Below are 19,850 nucleotides of genomic sequence, written 5' to 3' on the forward strand. Positions count from 1 at the left end.
AATTAAAGAGTAAGGACTTCCAGAATGGCGCAATGGTAGCGCAAAGGTAGTAAATACCTTATGTTGTAGGTTCGAATCCTACTTCCGGATCCCATAACAGGAGATGGTCATAATGACCATGCATATTTAACTGTTTTCTATTATTTGTATTTGATTAATCTTGAATTGTTAACCTTTTTCATATAAATTACTAACTGATAATTGATAACTTTTATTTAGGCATAGAGATGTGCTGAAATCCATGACACAGGTTTTAGACGTTAAGCTGGTTGGTCTTTAGTTATCCTCATGGCTGTATTGTAGGCTATTTTCGAAAGGAGGCATTTAAATGTATCCCATTATAGATAAAATGAAAACGGGTGAAAAAATTCGAATGCTCATGGAAGCAAATGGATATTCAGTCAATGATATTCAAGAATATTTAGGCCTTGCATGTGTACAGAGTATATATCACTGGCTTAACGGAAGCTGCCTTCCTTCTATTGACAATTTATATGCTCTGAGCGATTTATTAAACGTATCAATTGATGATATGATATGTGGTAATAAGCTAGAAAAAATTGATCAGAATACACCTGAGAGAGTATTGCATTATTATGATATATTAAAGGATATTATAGCCGCTTAGGCTATATGCATTTGGATTTGCAGAATTTATAGTGGAAGAGGCACTTTGCTATTTGCAGCAATGTAGATAAATGGCGGGAAAAGAAAGCAAGCGAAGCTGCCAATGCCAAATATAATGAAATGAAAAGCAGTGCCTTATAACGGAAAGGCAACTGCTTCGTTATATAACTTTTGTAACACTTTAATAAAAGTATCAAGACTCTGACGATGATCTGCTTTGTGAGTGCAGAGGACACATGAAAATGTATCATCACAGTCATAAGGAATCCATGCAAACTGTCCGCTGTGGTCATTAAGAAAACCGGGAGCCAGACAGATTCCTTTGCCTGAAGCAACGTTAGTAAGTGTGGTGTCATGATCTGGGCTATTAAAATATTTAATCTTACCTGATGAAATAAGCTTTTGCTGAACTGATCGAAGTAGAGCAGGTGAACCGCCACCTACCATAAGAGTATGTCCGTATATATCTTCATCAGTAATAAGGTTCTTGGTTGCAAGAGGATCATTTTTAGCACAAATTAAATAAATATGACTTTGAAACAGCTTGTGGACGATGGTGCCTGCAAGCTGTTTTGTTTGATCTTCAAGGGCAAATACGATATCTGATTCATTTTTTAAAAAGCTATCGATGCTGTTTTCATATTGGAATAGGGGAGTTATTTGAACACCAGGATTACTCTTCTCAAAGTCCTTAATAGCTTCTGGGAGAAAGTAAATAGCCTGTCTAACCATTAGGCTGATAGTAATATTGTCTTGGTATTTGTCACTGAAGTTCTGCCCCTGTTCAATGGCGCGCTTCATTTCCTCACGCATGTTTGTCAGAAAGGTTACAAACTGTTCTCCAGCAGGAGTAAGAGTAGCCCCTTTTCCATTTCTAACAAAAATCTCAAATCCAACTTCCTCTTCGAGTAGCTTTATCTGATAGGAAAATGTAGGCTGGCTTACAAACATGTTCTCAGCACCTCTGGAAAAGCTCTCTGTACGAGCCAGTTCTATACAATAATCTATCTGCTTTGTTGTCACAGCACACTCCTGATATTTAAAAATTAAATCAACTATCTAATGTTTCTATTGGATATTATAAAACAGGCGTGAGATAATGTAAACAACAAAGGAGGTAGTAACCATGGCAAAGACTTTAATCGCTTTCTTTTCTAGAGCAGATGAAAATTATTTTGGTGGAGCAATGAGATATGTAAAGGTGGGAAATACTGAAATCGTTGTTAACCAGATGAAAGAACTGATAGATGCAGATACATTCAAGATTGAGATGTTAAATCCTTATTCTCCGGTGTACATGACCTGCATTGATGAAGCAAAGAAAGATTTAAGAGAAAATGCTCGCCCAGAGCTTACAAATTACTTTGACGGTGTTGATGAGTATGACACCATTGTGCTTGCTTATCCAAATTACTGGGGAACATTTCCTATGGCAGTAGCAACATTTTTGGAAAGATATGATTTTACAGGAAAGACCGTACTTCCGCTTTGTACCAATGAAGGAAGTGGAATGGGTTCTAGTGAACGTGATGTTAAAAAATATGCTAAGGGTGCAGAGGTGAAAAAAGGACTTGCAATTACCGGAAGTCAGGCTGCAAATGCGAAGGCTGCAGTTGAAAAGTGGTTTTCCGCTAACGGTTTGATGTAAAGGAATAGAAATGGAGGATGGTGTAACAATTGGTGAATATGCAGTTGTTGGAGCTGGTGCTGTAGTTACAAAAGATGTACCTGCATATGCAGTTGTAGGTGGTGTGCCTGCTAAGGTAATCAAGATGCTTGATCCAGCAGAGCAGAAGGAATAAGGATATGGGTGAAGAAGCAAAGATTTCAGAACTATATAAAGACTACTGGGACTATATGATAGAGAAAAACATAGAAGGTCTTAGAAGTCTTATGTCTTCAGACTATTGTCTCTATCATATGACCGGTGTAAAGCAGTCAGCTGATGAGTTTTTAAACGGATTAAAAAATGGCACCTTTAATTATTATTCAGCTGAGCATGATGATATTGAAGTAAGTGTTTATGGTGATGAGGCATCCATGACAGGTAAAAGTAGAGTAGTTGCTGCTGTCTACGGTGGAAGTAAAGGAAACTGGAGATTGCAGGGAGACTTTACTCTTAGAAAAGAAAATGGAAGCTGGAAGTTTACAAGTTCCAGAGCATCAACATATTAAGGAGGATTTTACAATAGGTAAACCTAGGAGGGTAGTCACACCAATGTCATCTTAACTTAATGACATTGGTCTTCGGACCCTCATTTTTTCTTTGAAGGTATAATCATGGGCTGATATGGGAGATGGTTATACCTTTTGGTGAGCTATAGGACACTATGTTGAAGTCAAAAAGGTATAACCAGAGTAGGATTTTATGTCAGGTTATACCTTTTAGCGGGCAATGAGACATTATATTGAAGTCAAAAAGGTATAACCAGAGTGGGATTTTATGTCAGGTTATACCTTTTGGCGAGCGATGAGACATTATATTGAAGCGAACAAGGTATAACTAAGAGCAAAAATAGTAGATGGTTATACCTTTTTGTCTAGCAGGTAAGCTTCAATGGTTTTATTAATAATATCTTCAGTAAGCGGTGAATTTTAACCTATAAGCTTATAACCTTAATTTTTTTAAAAATATTTTCTTTTTTAAATATGAGATGTGATAAGCTTATAAGGTGAATTAACAAATCGAAGTTTGAAAAGGTGTTATAGGGAAATGAAAGAGATGTTCAAAGAATTTGATTTCAATGAAAAGCCTAAAAAGGTGATTTCAGTAATAAACGGGCTGAATCTTCCGGATGACTATCTTGCATTCATAAGTAAGCATAACGGAGGAGAGGGCCCATTGGGAGAGAACAATTACGGTCGTTTTTACAAGATAGAAGAATTGGAAGCAATCAACGAAGAATATGATGTTCAGAACAGTTGGCCGGGGTATGTGGTCATAGGCGGTATAGATGATGTACTTTGGGCATACAATCCGGAAAAGAAAGTCTATTGTCAGATAGATAGCTGTAATACAGATGAAGATACATATTATACGATTTCTAACAACTTTGAAGAATTCTTGATTAAGATGGATGGGGAACTTGCAGACTGACAACTTCGAATTTGTAGAGCGATTATATTTCAGCATAATTGATGAGGTGTATCTAAAATGATAATACGAAAATATGAGGAAAAAGACCGCCAGCAGATGATTGACATCTGGAATGAGGGATTATCGTTGTAGTGAGTTCAAGAGAAAAACATCCATTGAAAGGAGCGGTCATGGAATATGTTTATGTAACAAAAGAAAACCTCGAAGAGGAGCATATTTGCTGTGCGATATCAAATAATAAGGATGTTCAGGTTTCTTCTAAGAAGGCATGGCTTTCGGAGAGGTTTGATGAAGGACTTGTTTTCCTAAAGAGCGTAGAGCGCGGAAAGTGCTTTATCGAATATATCCCGGCGGAAAACGCATGGATTCCGATAGAGGCAGATGGATATATGTACATTGACTGTCTCTGGGTGTCCGGGGCTTTCAAAGGACATGGATATTCTACTGATCTACTTACTGCCTGCATCGAGGATAGTAAGGAAAAGGGGAAAAAAGGGCTTTGTATTCTTTGCGCTTCAAAGAAGAAACCGTTTCTGGCTGATCCGAAGTTTCTGAAGTACAAAGGATTTGTCGTGAGCGATGAAGCTGATAATGGTATTCAGCTTTGGTATATGCCGTTCGATAAAAATGCAAAAGCTCCGGAGTTTAAGGAATGTGCAAAACATCCGCATATAGAAGAGCAGGGATATGTTCTGTACTATACGAATCAGTGCCCGTTCAATGCAAAATATGTCCCGGTTTTGGAGCAGACGGCAAAAGAAAATGGTATTGCATTCAAGGCAATACATCTTGAAAGCAAAGAAGAAGCACAGAACGCACCGACACCGATTACGAATTATGCGTTATTCCATGATGGGGAGTATGTTACAAACGAGCAAATGAACGATAAGAAATTCTTAAAACTTGCAGGAAAGTGATAGTCGTTTATATTGGAAGATAATTTGCTACTAGTTGTTAGGAGATTAAAGACATGTTTTGGGACAGGATTTCACCTTTATATGACATATTTGAAAATATTTATAACGACAAGGTATATACCGGTACCGGGAAAAAGGTTGCAGAACTTATAGATTCGTCGGATGAAGTATTGGAATGCGCATGTGGAACAGGTGCTATCAGTATATATATTGCGCAGAAGTGTAAAAAGTTGATCGCAACAGACTTTGCAACCGGGATGCTTCGGCGAGCAGCAAAGAAATGCCGAAATTACCCGAATGCTGTGTTCAAGAAAGCTGATATTACAAATATCAAATACAAAGATGCCCGCTTTGATAAAGTGGTTGCAGGTAACGTGATCCATTTGTTGCCTGACCCGGAGAAGGCACTTCATGAATTGGAAAGGGTAGTTAAGCCGGGAGGTGAGATCATCATTCCGACTTATATCAATATGTCAAAGGGAACGGGAACAGCAGCGGTTAAGTTCATTACTCTTCTCGGAGCAGATTTCAAAAGGCAGTTTGATCTTGATTCATATAAGGCATTTTTTGAAGACAAGGGATATACCGGAGTAGAGTATCATGTGGTCGACGGGCGCATGCCATGCGCTATTGCTGTAATAACCAAAGCTTAGCGTTTTATACCGGAGTATAATGATTTAAGATCCGGAATGCAGAAACTGTTGCCAAAAGAATTGTCCTCTGAAGTATATGTATTGATGGTGATATTGCAACCATATTACAAGAGTCTTGACCGGAATTGTTTCGTTTCGACTGACATTATGTATTCTAAGATGGAGACGGATTCTGTATAATTAAAGGTAGCGAAATTCGCAGTGGGAATTGGAGGAAACTTAGATGACTGACAAAATGCTCTTAAATATATGTTCGTCCGGATATGTTATTATCCCTATCATCTGCATTATTCTTTTGATAAAAATGCAAAAATGGTGGAAATATGCGCTTTGTACAGCTGCAATAACTTTTGCATATGGTTATGCGATAACCCGGTACATAATGTATAGAGCCGCTAAAATGGACCCTCTCGATCCTGGCGCTGCCGGGCTAGCTCTTCTCTTTTTCCCAGGGATATACCTTTTGATTGGGCTAGTTTTTCTTGTCATAGGAGCGATAGTTCTTACAAAAAAGAAACAGAAACGGGATAGAGCAGTTATCGCAAGATAGCTGCTTTTTTTTGAAGAGTTTTGTGGGGGCAGGCAGTATTAGAGAAAAAAATGCTTGCAAAAACCTAGATGGAATAGATAGCATTAAAACTGATATTGAGCAGATTGACGTTTCATTAATGAGCCCCAAATTGGCAATTGCTAAACCTGCGTTATTGGATGATTATTCCGAAATATCTAGGATTTTTGGGGGAATAATTGATAATGGTATGTCAGTTGCTGAGATAAAGAGTTGGCCTTTACTTATCCAATATCGTGAAAGTGAAGAATATAAAGAATTTATTAATAAGCATGCGGATGATTTTGAAATAAAAACATGTTGCACAGATGAGATTCAATGTCTTTCGGAACAGAATGCGTAAGCAAGTTTTTTATTAGAGTTTTATTATTCGAATGAACGATTTATGGACGATAATAAGAGCAATTTTGAGCAATGGAGACAATATATGTTTTTGAATTATTAGAGAAAGTGACTCGAAAATATGGAAAAGGTTGTGATAGGACGCATTATTTTATCGTTACGTATTTTTGTGATCAGGTGAGATATTATTTGTGAAATTGGAATGAATTTATAGTAATTACATTTAATAAAATAATATTTATTTTGCTAGTGCCTAGTGTTATATTATTTCTGTAATGCTTGTTTTTGATAATGATTATGGCTTGACAGATAAAGGCAATCTATCTATAATATAAGCATAAGATTAGGTCAGGAAGCGTACGACGCCCTGGCCATTTTTTTTGGAGAAAAATATGAAAGAATATAAAACTTTTAATCAGCAATTAACTATATTAAGGCAAAGAGGAATGATTGTTCCAACTGATGGAACGCCAAAGCGTTTTCTTGAACAGGAAAATTACTATAATGTAATAAATGGATATAAAGATTTATTTCTTAAAAAGGATACTAATGGAGTTCCGTTGGATCCGGAGGAATATCAGACAAATACACATTTTAAAGAATTAAAAGCAATATTTCTGTTTGATAGGGAACTAAGATTTTTGTTCTTAAAATATATTCTTATTTTTGAAAACTCATTTAAAACTGTATTTTCGCATGAATTTTCAAGGAAGTACCCTAAGGCAAATTCTTATTTGGAATTACAGAATTATGTTGATAATAATCCTAAGAATGTTTTAAAGCAAGTGTCTATTCTAACTAAGACTATTCATGATCAGGTTGATAAAGAAGGCGCAATCAAACATTATATTGAAACATATGGTTCAGTACCATTGTGGGTATTGGTTAATTATCTAACAATCGGGAATATGTCTCATTTGTATAATGTTTTGAAGAATATGGAAAAGAATACTATTGCTAAGTATTATTCTGATAAGAATGCTAAACAATATGGGGCAGCTAGCTCACTTAGAATTAGTATTGAAGATATGCAATCTGCTCTCAAGATATTTAACTTGGTTAGAAATAAGTGCGCTCATGAGGAACGATTGTATAATTCAGATTTTGGCAATGTTAGAGTGGCGAGTATAGCCAATCATTTTGGATTGACTAATTATAATAATAGAGCGATTGTTGTGGCGATTATCTATTTAAAGGTAATGCTTAATAAGAATTACTTCAAAAAGTTTTATTCTGAATTGATGGATATTATAAAAAGATATAGAGGCGAGTTTGTTACGGTTTCTTTTGATAGTATTCTTGATATTATGGGAATAGATTTGACTGATATTCAGAAATTGAATTAAAAGATATGATTTTTAATAAATCGTTGTCTTGGATGCTCAGTTGGGACTGGTCTATTTATTGCTTTATGCAGGGTGGAGATATTCCGCAAATTATGTTAATATATCTTAGATTTTGAATGGTTTACGCCAGCAATACGCCAATTTGCGCCAGTTGAAAAATGGTTCGAAAGCCTTGAAAATCAGGCTTTTTTGATAGGGAGATATTTCCTATTGGCGTAAAATTGGCGTAAAAATAGATAATAAATTGCAGAAAACCCTTATTTTAAGGGAAAGAAGGAGAAAAAATGAAACTAGGAATCGTAGGTTTACCAAACGTAGGCAAATCAACACTTTTTAATTCACTTACAAAGGCGGGAGCTCTTGCAGCAAACTATCCATTTGCTACAATCGACCCTAATGTGGGAGTTGTTTCTGTACCAGATAAGCGTCTTGATGCACTTACAAAGATGTACAACTCTAAAAAGACAGTACCAGCTACTATTGAGTTCGTAGATATTGCTGGTCTTGTAAAGGGCGCATCAAAGGGTGAGGGACTTGGAAACCAGTTCCTTGCAAACATTCGTGAGGTAGATGCAATCGTTCATGTTGTTCGTTGCTTTGAGGATGCAAACGTTGTTCACGTTGATGGCAGCATCGATTCTTTAAGAGATATCGAGACAATCAATCTTGAGCTTCTTTTCTCAGATATGGAAGTTATGGAGCGTCGTTACTCTAAGACAGAGCGTAGTGCTCGTATGGATAAGACACTTCAGAAGGAAGCTGCTATGCAAAAGCGTCTTTTAGATCACATGGAAGCTGGTAACATGGCTAAGACTTTTGAGCTTAACGATGAGGATGAGGAAGCATACTTTAAGGAGTACAATCTTCTTACAGCAAAGCCAGTTATCTATGCTGCAAACGTAGAAGATGAAGACCTTGCAGATGATGGTGCTAATAACAAAAACGTACAGGCTGTTCGTGAGTACGCAGCAAAGGAAGGTTCTGAGGTATTCGTTATCTCAGCTCAGATTGAGCAGGAGATTTCAGAGCTTGAGTCAGAGGAAGAAAAGCAGGAATTCTTAGAGGCTATGGGGCTTGAGGAGTCAGGTCTTGATAAGCTTATCACTGCATCATACAGATTACTTGGACTTATTTCTTATCTTACATCAGGAGAGGATGAGACACGTGCTTGGACTATTAAAAAGGGCACAAAGGCACCACAGGCTGCAGGAAAGATTCACACAGATTTCGAGCGTGGATTCATCAAGGCAGAAGTTGTAAGCTACGACGACCTTATGGCAAACGGCTCTATGACAGCTGCAAAGGAAAAGGGCCTTGTTAGAATGGAAGGCAAGGAATATGTTGTAGCTGATGGTGATGTTATCACATTCAGATTTAACGTATAATATAAAGATTTCACAGAATCTTAATTAGACACATTACATAATATGTACTATTATTAGTTTAGAGTTGGATTATTGTTTGAGCTTCATTTAAGGAGGAAACTATGAAAATCACAAATATCAAAGATACTGAGGCATTTTTTAAGGTAGTAGATAGCTGCGCAGGAAGAGTTGAACTTGTTACAGGTGAAGGCGATAGACTTAACCTTAAGTCAAAGCTTTCTCAGTTTGTTTCACTTGCTAATATTTTCCAGACAAACGATACTATTCCAGAGCTTGAGCTTATTGCTTATGAGCCAGATGATGCTAAGAAGCTTTTAGAGTTCATGATTTCTCAGTAGTTTTGTTGAATTAGATATTAAGCACGGGGTCTAGTTTTATGCTGGACCCCTGTTTTATGTAAGATAATAGGAATACTTGAAATGGAGAATCTTGTTTTTTGCTTAAATGCTACAGTACCAGTTTTTCTTTTGATGGTACTAGGCTACTTTTTTAAGTACACAAATATTTTTTATGACAATCTAACCAGAGGATTGAATAATTTTGTATTTAAGGTTGCGTTGCCACTATTAGTATATAAGGAACTAGCCACATCAGATGTGGAAGAAATGTGGGACACAGGATTTGTTGTCTTTTGCTTTTTGGCGACAGTAGTATCGATTATAGTTGGTTATTTATGTTCCTTATTGTTTAAGGAAAAGAAAATCAGACCAGAATTTATTCAGGGAACCTATAGAAGTAGTGCGGCTTTACTGGGAGTAGGAATTGCAACTAATCTTTATGGAAATGCTGGAATGACCCCTCTTATGATAATAGGTGCAGTACCTCTTTATAATATATTTGCGGTAATTGTGCTAACTGTTGGGCAGGCCGACGGAACGCTAAGTCTAAAGCTTATTAAAAAGACTTTGTGGGGCGTGATTACAAATCCTATTATTATTGGAATTATTTTAGGACTTATCAGAACGCTGATCCCATTACCAATCCTTCTTCCTAAAACTTTGAATTATCTTACAGGATTGGCAACACCGCTAGGTCTTATGGCACTTGGGGCTAGCTTTAAATTTAAATCAGCAATAACACAAATTTCGCCAACATTATTGGCAACATTTTTAAAACTAGTAGGACTTGGAGCAATCATTCTTCCTGCGGCCATATCAATGGGCTACACACATGATAAGCTGATTGCAATTCTAATTATGACTAGTTCGCCAACAACGGTTTCTACATTTGTCATGGCAAAATCTATGGGTTATAATGGAACCGTTTCAGCAAGTATAGTTATGCTGACAACAATTATTTCAGCGTTCACTTTGACGCTATGGCTATACATCCTCAGATGTATGGGCCTAATATAAAAGGAGAGAAAAATGAGAGCATACGAGAGATTACTAAAATATGTAAAAATACACACAACAAGTGATGATGGAAGCACAACAGTGCCATCCACTAAAAGACAGTTTGATTTAGCAAAGATACTTGTAGAAGAGCTACATGAAATTGGAGTTGAAAATGCTGAGGTTGATGATAAATGCTATGTATATGCATCTATCCCAGCAACTGCTGGCTATGAAAATAAAAAGACAATTGGCTTTATAGCACATATGGATACAGCACCTGACTTCAATGGTGAAAATGTAAATCCTGTTGTAGTTGAAAACTATGATGGCGAGGATGTTGTCCTTGGTACATCAGGACGTGTGATAAAGGTTGCAGATTTCCCACATCTTAAGACATTAAAGGGACGTACACTTATTCACACAGATGGCACTACACTTCTCGGTGCAGATGATAAATCAGGTATTGCAGAAATTATGACATTTGCTGAGGAGATAATTAACAGCAATGAGCCTCACGGCAAGATTTGCATCGGATTTACTCCAGATGAAGAGATTGGTGCAGGTCCAGATAATTTTGATGTTGCACGTTTTGGAGCAGATTTTGCTTATACAATAGACGGAGGAGAGGAAAGTGCTGTAGAGTACGAAAACTTTAATGCAGCAGCTGCTGATGTAAAGTTTAATGGTGTAAATATTCACCCAGGTGATGCTAAAAATATCATGGTTAACGCTGCTCTTGTAGCAATGGAATTTAACAGTTTACTTCCACCTACTCAGACACCTAGCCAGACAGAAGGCTACGAAGGTTTCTTCCATCTTCTTAATATGAAGGGGGAGGTTGCCTCAGCAGAGCTTTCATATATTATCAGAGATCATGATGCTGATAAGTTTGCAGAAAAGAAAAAGGTTATGGAGCATGCAGCCAACATCATCAATCAGAAATATGGTGACGGCACATGCGAGCTTACAATAAAGGATCAATATCAGAACATGCTTGAAATGATTAAGCCACACATGTTCCTTATCGATTATGCATTTGATGCTCTTAAGGAAGTTGGAGAGAATCCAAAGGCAGTAGCAATTCGTGGCGGCACTGATGGTGCAAGACTTTCATTTATGGGACTTCCATGTCCAAACCTTGGAACAGGTGGATACAATTTCCACGGACCAATGGAGCATATTACAGCTGAAGGAATGGATACTGTAGTTCGTGTAATTCACGGCATCGTTAAGAAGTTCGCGGAGGAATAAAAATGTCTTCAGAAAAATGGAAAGATCTTATTATCGACATAATAATGGATGCCCTTTCAGGTCTTTGCATCGGTATTGCCCTATATAATTTTGCAGCAGATGCAAAGTTCCCGCTTACTGGTTTATCTGGTATTGCCATGATATTCTACCAGTATTGGGGATGGAAGATTGGTATAGTTACCATTATTATGAATATTCCGCTTATCTTTGCCGCATACAAAGTGCTAGGAAAGAAGTTTTTGTTTAAGACTTTTAAGACAATGGCCATCGGCATGGTAATGATGGATTTTGTGGCACCTTTAATTCCACGAATAGAGCTTTCTAATATTTTACTGAATTCTTTAGTGGTTGGTGTTCTTACAGGCATTGGATACGCTTTAGTTTATATGCGAAATTCATCTACGGGTGGAGCTGATTTCATCTTGATGATGGTAAAGGCAAAACACCCACACATGTCACTTGGAAGAATATTTTTAATTGTTGATATAGTCATTATTGTTATTGATACAATTGCTTACGCCCATTCTTTCGAGGCGTTATGCTATGGTTTGATAATCAGCTACGTTGGAGCTATTGTTGTTGATCATGTTATGATTAATGCAGACGCTGGTATGATGTGCATGATTGTCACCAACAATGCAGAGGAAATAGCGGAAGCTATCAATACAGCAGTTAGTCGAGGTACAACAATATTTACCGCAAAAGGCGGTTATAGAGGAGATGAGCGACAGGTACTCATGTGTGCCTGCTCAAATAAACAAATGTATCAGGTCAATCGCGTTGCAAAAAAGATTGACGTTGACGCATTTATTGTCATAATGGAAGCAAAGGCAGTGTATGGTATAGGGTTTAAACGTTTTAAAATGCAATAAGGAGTATTTATGTCAGAGAAAATTTGCGTTCTTGGCGTTGCAGGTGGCTCTGCTTCAGGCAAGACTACTATCATCAAGAAGCTACAGGATTATTTTGGAAAGGACATTGCTGTTATCAGCCATGATGCTTATTATAAAGCACATCCTGATATGTCATTTGAGGAGCGTAGTCAGCTCAATTACGATCATCCAGATTCATTTGAATCAGATATGATGGCAGAAGATGTTCGAAAGCTTATTAAAGGATATGCCATTGATATGCCAGTATACGATTATGTTAATCACAATCGTTCTTCAGAGACAATTAGAATCGAGCCAAAGACAGTTATTGTCATGGAAGGAATTCTTATCCTTGAAAATAAAGAATTAAGAGATTTGATGGATATCAAAATCTTTGTAGATACTGATGCTGACGAAAGACTTATGCGTCGTATTCAGCGTGATATGATTGAACGAGGCAGAAGCATCGAGTCTATCATTGAACAGTATTCAAAGACTGTTAAGCCTATGCACGAGGAATTTGTTGAACCTTCAAAGAAGCATGCTGATATCATTATCCCACGTGGTGGTGAAAATGCTGCTGGTCTTGATATGCTTATTACATACATGACTAAGAAGCTGCATGGTGAAGCCTAAGATATATTAACGGAGAATAACTTATGGAAAAGAAGCCTATAGTGTTGGCCGTTGCTGGAAAAGGGGGAGTCGGTAAGACTTCCTTGGCTGCAGTAATGGTCAAATTGTTAGTTGAAGCCTATCCAGATAAAAAGATACTTGCAATCGATGCAGACCCAGCTGTTGGGTTATCTACGGCACTTGGTGTAGAACCAACACTTACTCTTGATGACATCAGAAAAGAGGCGGTTGAGGCTGCAGAAAATGGAGATGCCAGAGCTACTGTAGAGGTGCTTGGCGAAGCCAGATATCGTATATTCGATTGCATGGTTGAAATGGATGGCTTTTCTTTTATTGCAATAGGAAGGCCAGAGGCTGCCGGATGCTATTGCAAAATCAATACCTATCTTAAAGAAGTGATTTCTACAATTGCAGATAATTTTGACTACATTGTCATTGATGGCGAGGCCGGTATTGAGCAGATTAATAGAAGAGTAATGGAAAAGGTCACACATCTGCTTCTTGTCACAGACTCAAGTAAAAAAGGCTGCGATGTAGTTAAGACAATTAAGGGAGTTGCTGATAATCTTGTTATGTATGACAAGGTTGGTGTTGTAGTAAATCGCGTCCCATCAGAGGATGTTTTGAAGTTTATGGATTTAGGAGATATTCCACTTTTAGGATGGATTACAGCTGATGCAAATCTTACTGAGCGTGACCTAAAGGGCGAGTCCGTTTTCTACATACCAACCACCGCACCAATTGTGGGAGGTATGCACGCCGTATTACGTAAACTAGATATTATTTAATGAGCATGTAGGTATCAAGCTCTGGCCGATACTTTAGCGAGACGTGTTGTCGAGCGGAGTATGGACAGGCTTGAGACCGTAACATGCGGACTAGGATTAGGAGATTAGATGAGATATTTTGGAGGATGTGACTCAGGTAGTACATATACTAAGTGTGTCATAATCGATGAGAATGGAAAGATGGTGGCTGATGTCACACTTAAGAGCCGCATTAATGCGGTTTTATCCTGTCAGGATGCCCTTGATCAGGCTGTGGCTCAGGTACCAGAATTAAATAGTGCTAAGGATTTGGCATATCTTGTAGGTACAGGCTACGGACGTAATAAGGTCCCTTTTGCAGATGAAAATATCTCTGAGATAAGCTGTCATGCCATGGGAGTACATGTTGCTGACCCATCGGTAAAGGCTGTGATTGATATTGGCGGACAGGATGTTAAGGGAATAGCAATCGATACAGATGGAACTGTTTTGAATTTTGCCATGAATGATAAATGTGCAGCAGGCACAGGACGTTTCTTTGAGGCAATGGCTAGAGCCTTTGAAATGGATTTGGATGAGTTTTCCAATCTTTCCCTTTCTGCAAAAAATGTCATTCCTATTACAGCACAGTGTACCGTATTTGCGGAATCAGAAGTCATTTCATTGGTTGGAGACGGAAAGCCAATGGAGGAGATTGCTGCAGGCATTGAGCTTTCAGTGGCTAAGCGCTGCTTTGTAATGTCAAAAAAGGCTGGCGCTGTAGATAAGATTACACTTACTGGAGGCTGTGCAAAAAACGCAGGGCTTAAGGCTGCAATAGAACAGGTGCTTAAACTAAAGGTTATAGATTTACCAATTGATCCACAGTTGATAGGAGCTCTTGGTGCTGCTGAGTTTGCAAGATTAAGGAGTTAGTTATGTTAAAAGTATTATTGATTATTGCAATTGTATTCGTGGCATTATTTGTTTTGTCTCTTATCGTGTATTTTTTCAATTTGGATATGAAGCTTGCCAGCGCAATTCAGCCGCTTTTGCAGAAGCACTACGATAAGATTAAGAGAGATAGAAAAATCTAATGAAGCTATATGACGAAGCCATAAGAGGGCTGTTTGGAAGCTTTGACTTGGGAAAAGCTAGACAACTAAATATCGTAGATACGGATTGGCAGGATGTAGGGGACCACAATTTGATTCTTAGAGCTGATATGGCTTATGAGCTAGGAGGCGGAGAAGAATTTGCTGTTAGCGCAACAGCTGTTACTTGTGATGATAACCTAGTGCCAAATGACCAGATTTATTTGCTTGGTCCAGATTTAGCAGACATTACAGAAGATATTTCTTATGCGAGAATTGCAATAGTCAGAGTAAAGGAAGATAGCCTAGGCGATGGCAACACACTATACAATTCAATTAGAAAGATTGAGTATGTTAAATACCACATCAATCCAGAAGGGTATATGACTCGCATTTCTGCTTCCAGTGGACGAGAGCCAGTGCGTGTTGGGAAAGCTTCTCTTAAGGCCGGACTGGATTTTGCGAAAGTAGGCAAAATGTTTATCGATGCATATCATCAAAATGAAAATGTCCAGGCAGTTAAGCTGATTTTCATTACTGCAAAAGATGTTGATTATAAAGCATTAGCTGAGCAATCGAAGCATATGGAAGACATCACAGGAACCATAGATCATATCTTAAAAAATGTTGTTATGGATTGTGGCACTTGCTCTTTACAGAAGATATGCGATGAAGTAGAAGGTTTAAGAGAGCTTCATTTTTCGACCCTTAATAAATAATAGTAGAGGATATTTCTTTGAAAAGAAAAACAGAATTTGATATTGTTAGAATTCTTGCAATTCTAATGATTTTCAATTATCACTTTTGTAATGAATTAGTTTTGAAAGAATCTATTTTATATGGATATAAAAATGGTGGCTGGGGCAGTGTTGGTACCTGCATTTTCTTTGTTTTGTCAGGTTATTTAATACATATGACCAGTAAGAATGTAGATATAAAGACTTATTTCAAAAAGAGGTTTTTATCTATTTATCCAGCTTTGTGGATTAGCTTTATACTGGCGTATATTTTCCTAAGCATACAAAAACAAAGCATGCTCTGGGGTGGTCATGGGCTAAAGCTGTTATTATCGTTTTTAGGAATCGACACTTATGTGTCTTTGTACGGTGTGCTTACGTATGCATGTGTAGGAGAGTGGTTCACAGGAATGATTCTCTTTATATATTGCCTGTATCCACTGTTTAGAGTGCTAATGAAAAAGCTGCCTTTGCTTTCCACTATAATAATTGCAGGGCTATATTTTGCGGAATCGTTCTATGGAATACAGCCTGTAGTCCCACCAGATTCCAGTGTGTTTACTGCAATGTTTTTGTTTTGGATTGGGATGCTGTTTCAGGAGCATGGCACATGGCTTAAGCCAGGAGCACTTAAAATCCTGCTTGCTCTTGTCAGCTGTTATCTAGTCATTTTTGTAAAGCTTCCAGTATATGGCAATGTATTGCCTTGGAAGAATCTTTTAGGCCTAGCGCTGTTTTATCTTATGTTGAATATATTCTCGCTGATACCATATGGCGACAGCGCATCAAAAGCACTTAAATATTTCAGTGGAATATCATTTGCAATTTATTTAGTTCATCATTTTGTGATTTTTAGAGTTATAGAGCTTATGCCAAATGCAGAAACTATAATGTGCTATCTTATATCGCTTGTAATCACAATTATTTGCGCTATATTAATTAATCATTTATCTCATAAGCTTATTACATGGAGGTCTTAATACCTATGGAACGTCAGCCGATGGAGAATAAAACTAAATACCTGGCAATGAATTACCTTAGGGTTTTAGCTTTTGCTTTTATTATTGTGTACCACTTTATGGTAGAGCTGGAACAAAAAGGAAACTACAATTTCCTGGAAAAGGGTACAGTATATTACTCAAATTCAAATCTTCATATTGCGATTATAGGTGTCAGCCTTTTCTTTATGATTTCAGGTGCCGGATTGATGCTGTCTAGCAAAAAGCATTGGGATATTAAGGATTTCTACAAGAGAAGATTTATTAAGCTTTTGATTCCATTTTACGTGGTGGAGTTGTTTACACTTGTAGCTTCTTATGTGCTTAAGCCAGAGTGGCTCGGATATTTTCCATTAATAGCAAAGCCAAAAGCTATTTTTAATTTACTTGGAATGGATGGTTACTTCGAGCAGTTTTTTCCTACATTTAGTCTGCATGTAGGAGAGTGGTTCTTAGGAGCACTCATTATGCTATATGCACTTTTCCCTGTTTTTAGATACTGTATGGAAAAGAATCGATATATCACTATTTTAGTTGCCACAATCTATTACGTTGTATTGATCTTTGGAAACGTAATTACAACATCACCTTGGACCAATGTATTTGTAAAGGCATATGATTTTATCTTGGGAATGTTTTTGATTTTAGAGATTCCAAGGCTTATGGACAAAAAGGCATTTAAAGTGACGAGCCTGGTAGTCTCAGCGGTAGTTATTCTTACAGGAATCGTCTTAAAAACACAATTACCTACAACAATAACAGTTAATAACCTTGTATATGCCCTAATGCTATTCTTATGTTTCTTTGCCTTAGAGCCTACACAAGCAAGCAAAAATTTTTTTGATGATTTAAGCCAACAGATTTGCAAGATTTCCTACGAAGTCTTCCTAGTGCATCATATTATTATTTACTACATCGGTGATAATCTTGAAGGAAGAGCAATGGGATTAAAGCAGATAAGCGCATTGTTTGCCACAGAAGTGTTCATAATGATTGCAATGGCGCTTCTCGTCAAAAACATAGTCGCTTTAATAAAAAAATAGTAGTTATCATTCACATCCATGACAATGTGTAACCATCCTCAACCATGCTGGGGCCCGCACTACACACCGGCGTATTGCATGAATATTGCGTTTTTCTAATGTTCCATTTATGCATCTTTATTTACATGTGTCTTTTGCAGGCCTGTACAGTTTGGGAAAATGTTTTATTTGGCGGACACACATACAAAACTAAAATGTACTTCTTAGACTAAGAGGGAACTTGGTTGATTTTGGAGTGAGCTTAGTAACATAAAAGCAGGTTTTGCAATATATAGGTATGCGCTGCCACGGATGGCAGCGCAAGTGCGTAAGCGACAGGACGTCGCATGGAGCACGGTACCTAGATATGCAAAACCTGCTTTGTTATGTTACTTAGCAAACGTAATATGAAACCAAGTCTCCTTAGCCTAAGAAGTACACTAAAAACTGCAGTGTCCGCCAAAATATAAAAACATTTTCTCAAACGGTTCATTCCGCAACAAGACACATGTGCGATGCATATATTTGGAACATAAGGAAAACAGCAATATTCGCAAAATCACGCCGGTGTGTAGTGCGGGCCCAGCATAGTTGAGCATGGTTATACAAAAAACGAGTGTGAATGATAACTGAATATGGACATTGAGAAACCTCGGGCGGCTGATCCCGAGGTTTCTTTTGAAGGGAGAAAATATATGAACGGTCCGAATGACCTAGTTATTAACTGAATTTATATTCCAAAGCAACAGCACATATTACAAAGGAGATTGAGTAGTGCCATGCTGATGCACCATCTGGCGACTCCTGCAAATGGCCGTGTGTAGCCGTAGCTGGCGCCGGTAGTTTCGTACCAACCAGAGGTGAAATTGATGCTTTGCTCGAATTGTCTATATCTAAAATTGCTTGGCTCAAGTGCAATGGCGCGTGATATGAATTGCCTTGCATCCATAATGTTGCCTAATCCCTGAGAAGCAACTGCGGCGAAGAAATACCATCTGCCATCCCTATTAGCATCAGGAATAGAGTAAAGCACATTCATTGCAGCTGCAAATTGTCTTGCGTTGATATAGTTGGCAGCAGCCTGCATTTCAATAGATGAAGAATTATCGTTGTAATTGTTGTAGCTGTAGGAATTGGAATAGCTGTTGCTGTATCCGTATCCACTGGAATAGCTTCCATTTTGCCTTTCATCCATGATTTGATTATAGGCAGCTTGGATTTCTTTGAATCGCTCTTCAGCCTGTGCCTTGTTAGGATTATTTATATTGGCATCTGGATGATATTTTCTACTTAATGATCTGTATGCTTTTTTTATTTCATCGTCTGAAGCATTTCTTGTAACTCCAAGAACGCTATAGGGATCAAACATCTATTGCTTTACCTCTTTAGTATTTTTGTTTTCTTTAATTTGAAGATATTCGTATTTAGTCCATACTCCCGAGTAGATAATGTTTCTAAGAATATCTGCATTCTCCACGATTGGTAATCGTTCAAAGGATTTGGCACATTCTGCCATAAGAGATGTAAGATTTATTCTTACAAAAGTCTCGTATTCCTTTGGAGATTCGTTTTTCATATATGATAATGGGTTGTAACGCCCGCGTTTTTCATCTTTTTTTAAATCTTCATATGCATCTAAAATGTATATGAACTTGCCCATGTGAAAGCCCATGCAATGAAGGGTCTTACCCCAGGAGTCCTCTTTCCAGTTTAGAAGAGTGCCGAGCATTTCGCCAGTGTAGCTGGATACTTTATCTATGTTTGTTTCACCATCTAGCTCAGAAGCGGTAAGGGAAGAAATATAGTTTTCAACCGCAGCAGCCTGTCTAGGATACTGAAGCTTTATCGCTTCGTATTTGCTCTTGATGGAATTGGCAGCAAGTTTTGCAATCTTTGAATTGTCATCCAAATAGTGGTCCATAAGACTGTGATAGGACAGCAATATATCCATATCTGCAGCATATTTTATGGCCTCACTGCGATAAAAATCTCTTTGTCTAAAAGGATGAATGATACATCTATGTTTGTTACTGGTGATTTCAGGCTCATAAAGGCTCTGCAAGAGTATTGCCAAGAAACATAAATCATAGTTCAAAAGTATCTGTCCTTTTAAACCTGCGACTTCACCTAGTGCATGACAAAGACCACAATAAAACTGTTGGTATTTAGTTTTGTCTGTTTCTGATAGCTGTCTTAAATCAGCGTTTATATATCCAAACAAG

Annotated in this window: 25 protein-coding genes and 1 tRNA gene; 23 read left to right on the forward strand and 3 right to left on the reverse strand. The window is 37.7% G+C overall.

Features of this window, described 5'->3' with window-relative positions:
* Positions 1–18 precede the first annotated feature (18 nt).
* Both T498_RS0110230 and T498_RS0110235 read left to right on the forward strand, forming a co-directional pair.
* Positions 19–90 (forward strand) — tRNA-Leu (locus T498_RS0110230).
* Positions 91–328: 238 nt separating this feature from the next.
* Positions 329–628 (forward strand): helix-turn-helix domain-containing protein, encoded by a 300-nt coding sequence (locus T498_RS0110235; protein ID WP_028235825.1) that lies wholly within the window; start codon positions 329–331, stop codon positions 626–628.
* 134 nt (positions 629–762) lie between these two features.
* Here the strand turns inward: T498_RS0110235 and T498_RS0110240 are convergent, their stop codons facing one another.
* A complete protein-coding gene (locus T498_RS0110240) occupies positions 763–1,650 on the reverse strand; it encodes a LysR family transcriptional regulator (protein ID WP_028235826.1) in 888 nt (295 codons plus the stop codon).
* 103 nt (positions 1,651–1,753) lie between these two features.
* Between T498_RS0110240 and T498_RS0110245 the strand changes: the two genes are divergently transcribed.
* From T498_RS0110245 to T498_RS0110345, 21 genes are all read left to right on the forward strand, one after another.
* On the forward strand, positions 1,754–2,275 hold the full coding sequence (locus T498_RS0110245) for a flavodoxin (protein ID WP_028235827.1): 522 nt from the start codon (positions 1,754–1,756) through the stop codon (positions 2,273–2,275).
* Between the two features lie 10 nt (positions 2,276–2,285).
* Positions 2,286–2,429, forward strand: coding sequence for a hypothetical protein (locus tag T498_RS16595; RefSeq protein ID WP_330372314.1), 144 nt, complete (start codon positions 2,286–2,288; stop codon positions 2,427–2,429).
* A gap of 4 nt (positions 2,430–2,433) precedes the next feature.
* Positions 2,434–2,802 carry a nuclear transport factor 2 family protein gene (locus T498_RS0110255; RefSeq protein WP_028235828.1) on the forward strand — a complete coding sequence of 123 codons (369 nt, stop codon included), beginning with the start codon at positions 2,434–2,436 and terminating at the stop codon, positions 2,800–2,802.
* Between the two features lie 538 nt (positions 2,803–3,340).
* Positions 3,341–3,724, forward strand: a complete 384-nt coding sequence (locus T498_RS16280) for an SMI1/KNR4 family protein (RefSeq protein WP_051524711.1) — start codon at positions 3,341–3,343, stop codon at positions 3,722–3,724.
* Between the two features lie 170 nt (positions 3,725–3,894).
* Complete coding sequence (locus T498_RS0110265; protein ID WP_028235829.1) at positions 3,895–4,641, forward strand: N-acetyltransferase; 747 nt, start codon at positions 3,895–3,897, stop codon at positions 4,639–4,641.
* Positions 4,642–4,694: 53 nt separating this feature from the next.
* The gene (locus tag T498_RS0110270) at positions 4,695–5,294 is read left to right on the forward strand and encodes a class I SAM-dependent methyltransferase (RefSeq protein WP_028235830.1); all 600 of its coding nucleotides are present in this window, start codon (positions 4,695–4,697) and stop codon (positions 5,292–5,294) included.
* Positions 5,295–5,517: 223 nt separating this feature from the next.
* Positions 5,518–5,844: a hypothetical protein gene (locus T498_RS0110275; RefSeq protein WP_028235831.1), complete on the forward strand. Its 327-nt coding sequence runs from the start codon at positions 5,518–5,520 to the stop codon at positions 5,842–5,844.
* Between the two features lie 22 nt (positions 5,845–5,866).
* Positions 5,867–6,205: a hypothetical protein gene (locus tag T498_RS0110280; RefSeq protein WP_028235832.1), complete on the forward strand. Its 339-nt coding sequence runs from the start codon at positions 5,867–5,869 to the stop codon at positions 6,203–6,205.
* Between the two features lie 391 nt (positions 6,206–6,596).
* Positions 6,597–7,550, forward strand: coding sequence for an Abi family protein (locus T498_RS0110285; RefSeq protein WP_028235833.1), 954 nt, complete (start codon positions 6,597–6,599; stop codon positions 7,548–7,550).
* A 284-nt stretch (positions 7,551–7,834) separates the two neighbouring features.
* A complete protein-coding gene (ychF, locus tag T498_RS0110290; protein WP_015549000.1) occupies positions 7,835–8,935 on the forward strand; it encodes a redox-regulated ATPase YchF in 1,101 nt (366 codons plus the stop codon).
* A 101-nt stretch (positions 8,936–9,036) separates the two neighbouring features.
* The gene (locus tag T498_RS0110295; RefSeq protein ID WP_028235834.1) at positions 9,037–9,273 is read left to right on the forward strand and encodes a hypothetical protein; all 237 of its coding nucleotides are present in this window, start codon (positions 9,037–9,039) and stop codon (positions 9,271–9,273) included.
* An 81-nt stretch (positions 9,274–9,354) separates the two neighbouring features.
* Positions 9,355–10,290, forward strand: a complete 936-nt coding sequence (locus T498_RS0110300; protein WP_028235835.1) for an AEC family transporter — start codon at positions 9,355–9,357, stop codon at positions 10,288–10,290.
* Positions 10,291–10,302: 12 nt separating this feature from the next.
* The gene (gene pepT / locus T498_RS0110305; protein WP_028235836.1) at positions 10,303–11,523 is read left to right on the forward strand and encodes a peptidase T; all 1,221 of its coding nucleotides are present in this window, start codon (positions 10,303–10,305) and stop codon (positions 11,521–11,523) included.
* A 2-nt stretch (positions 11,524–11,525) separates the two neighbouring features.
* Positions 11,526–12,395, forward strand: coding sequence for a YitT family protein (locus tag T498_RS0110310; protein ID WP_028235837.1), 870 nt, complete (start codon positions 11,526–11,528; stop codon positions 12,393–12,395).
* Between the two features lie 9 nt (positions 12,396–12,404).
* Positions 12,405–13,031 carry a uridine kinase gene (gene udk, locus T498_RS0110315; protein WP_028235838.1) on the forward strand — a complete coding sequence of 209 codons (627 nt, stop codon included), beginning with the start codon at positions 12,405–12,407 and terminating at the stop codon, positions 13,029–13,031.
* 23 nt (positions 13,032–13,054) lie between these two features.
* The gene (locus T498_RS0110320) at positions 13,055–13,819 is read left to right on the forward strand and encodes an ATP-binding protein (RefSeq protein WP_028235839.1); all 765 of its coding nucleotides are present in this window, start codon (positions 13,055–13,057) and stop codon (positions 13,817–13,819) included.
* A 108-nt stretch (positions 13,820–13,927) separates the two neighbouring features.
* Positions 13,928–14,713 carry an acyl-CoA dehydratase activase gene (locus tag T498_RS0110325; protein ID WP_028235840.1) on the forward strand — a complete coding sequence of 262 codons (786 nt, stop codon included), beginning with the start codon at positions 13,928–13,930 and terminating at the stop codon, positions 14,711–14,713.
* 2 nt (positions 14,714–14,715) lie between these two features.
* The gene (locus T498_RS16945; protein ID WP_197019954.1) at positions 14,716–14,874 is read left to right on the forward strand and encodes a hypothetical protein; all 159 of its coding nucleotides are present in this window, start codon (positions 14,716–14,718) and stop codon (positions 14,872–14,874) included.
* Positions 14,874–15,590 (forward strand): carbon monoxide dehydrogenase, encoded by a 717-nt coding sequence (locus T498_RS0110335; RefSeq protein WP_028235841.1) that lies wholly within the window; start codon positions 14,874–14,876, stop codon positions 15,588–15,590. The genes T498_RS16945 and T498_RS0110335 overlap by 1 nt, the downstream gene beginning before the upstream one ends.
* Positions 15,591–15,607: 17 nt before the next feature.
* Positions 15,608–16,588 (forward strand): acyltransferase family protein, encoded by a 981-nt coding sequence (locus T498_RS0110340; protein ID WP_028235842.1) that lies wholly within the window; start codon positions 15,608–15,610, stop codon positions 16,586–16,588.
* Between the two features lie 5 nt (positions 16,589–16,593).
* A complete protein-coding gene (locus tag T498_RS0110345) occupies positions 16,594–17,649 on the forward strand; it encodes an acyltransferase family protein (protein WP_028235843.1) in 1,056 nt (351 codons plus the stop codon).
* Positions 17,650–18,358: 709 nt separating this feature from the next.
* On the opposite strand, the gene T498_RS0110350 is transcribed toward T498_RS0110345, so the two are convergent.
* The gene (locus tag T498_RS0110350; RefSeq protein WP_028235844.1) at positions 18,359–18,997 is read right to left on the reverse strand and encodes a DnaJ domain-containing protein; all 639 of its coding nucleotides are present in this window, start codon (positions 18,995–18,997) and stop codon (positions 18,359–18,361) included.
* Positions 18,998–19,849, reverse strand: coding sequence for a DUF5685 family protein (locus tag T498_RS0110355; protein WP_028235845.1), 852 nt, complete (start codon positions 19,847–19,849; stop codon positions 18,998–19,000).
* Position 19,850 lies beyond the last annotated feature (1 nt).

Origin of the sequence: Pseudobutyrivibrio sp. MD2005 (genome assembly GCF_000621865.1) — a bacterium.
GTDB lineage: Bacteria > Bacillota > Clostridia > Lachnospirales > Lachnospiraceae > Pseudobutyrivibrio.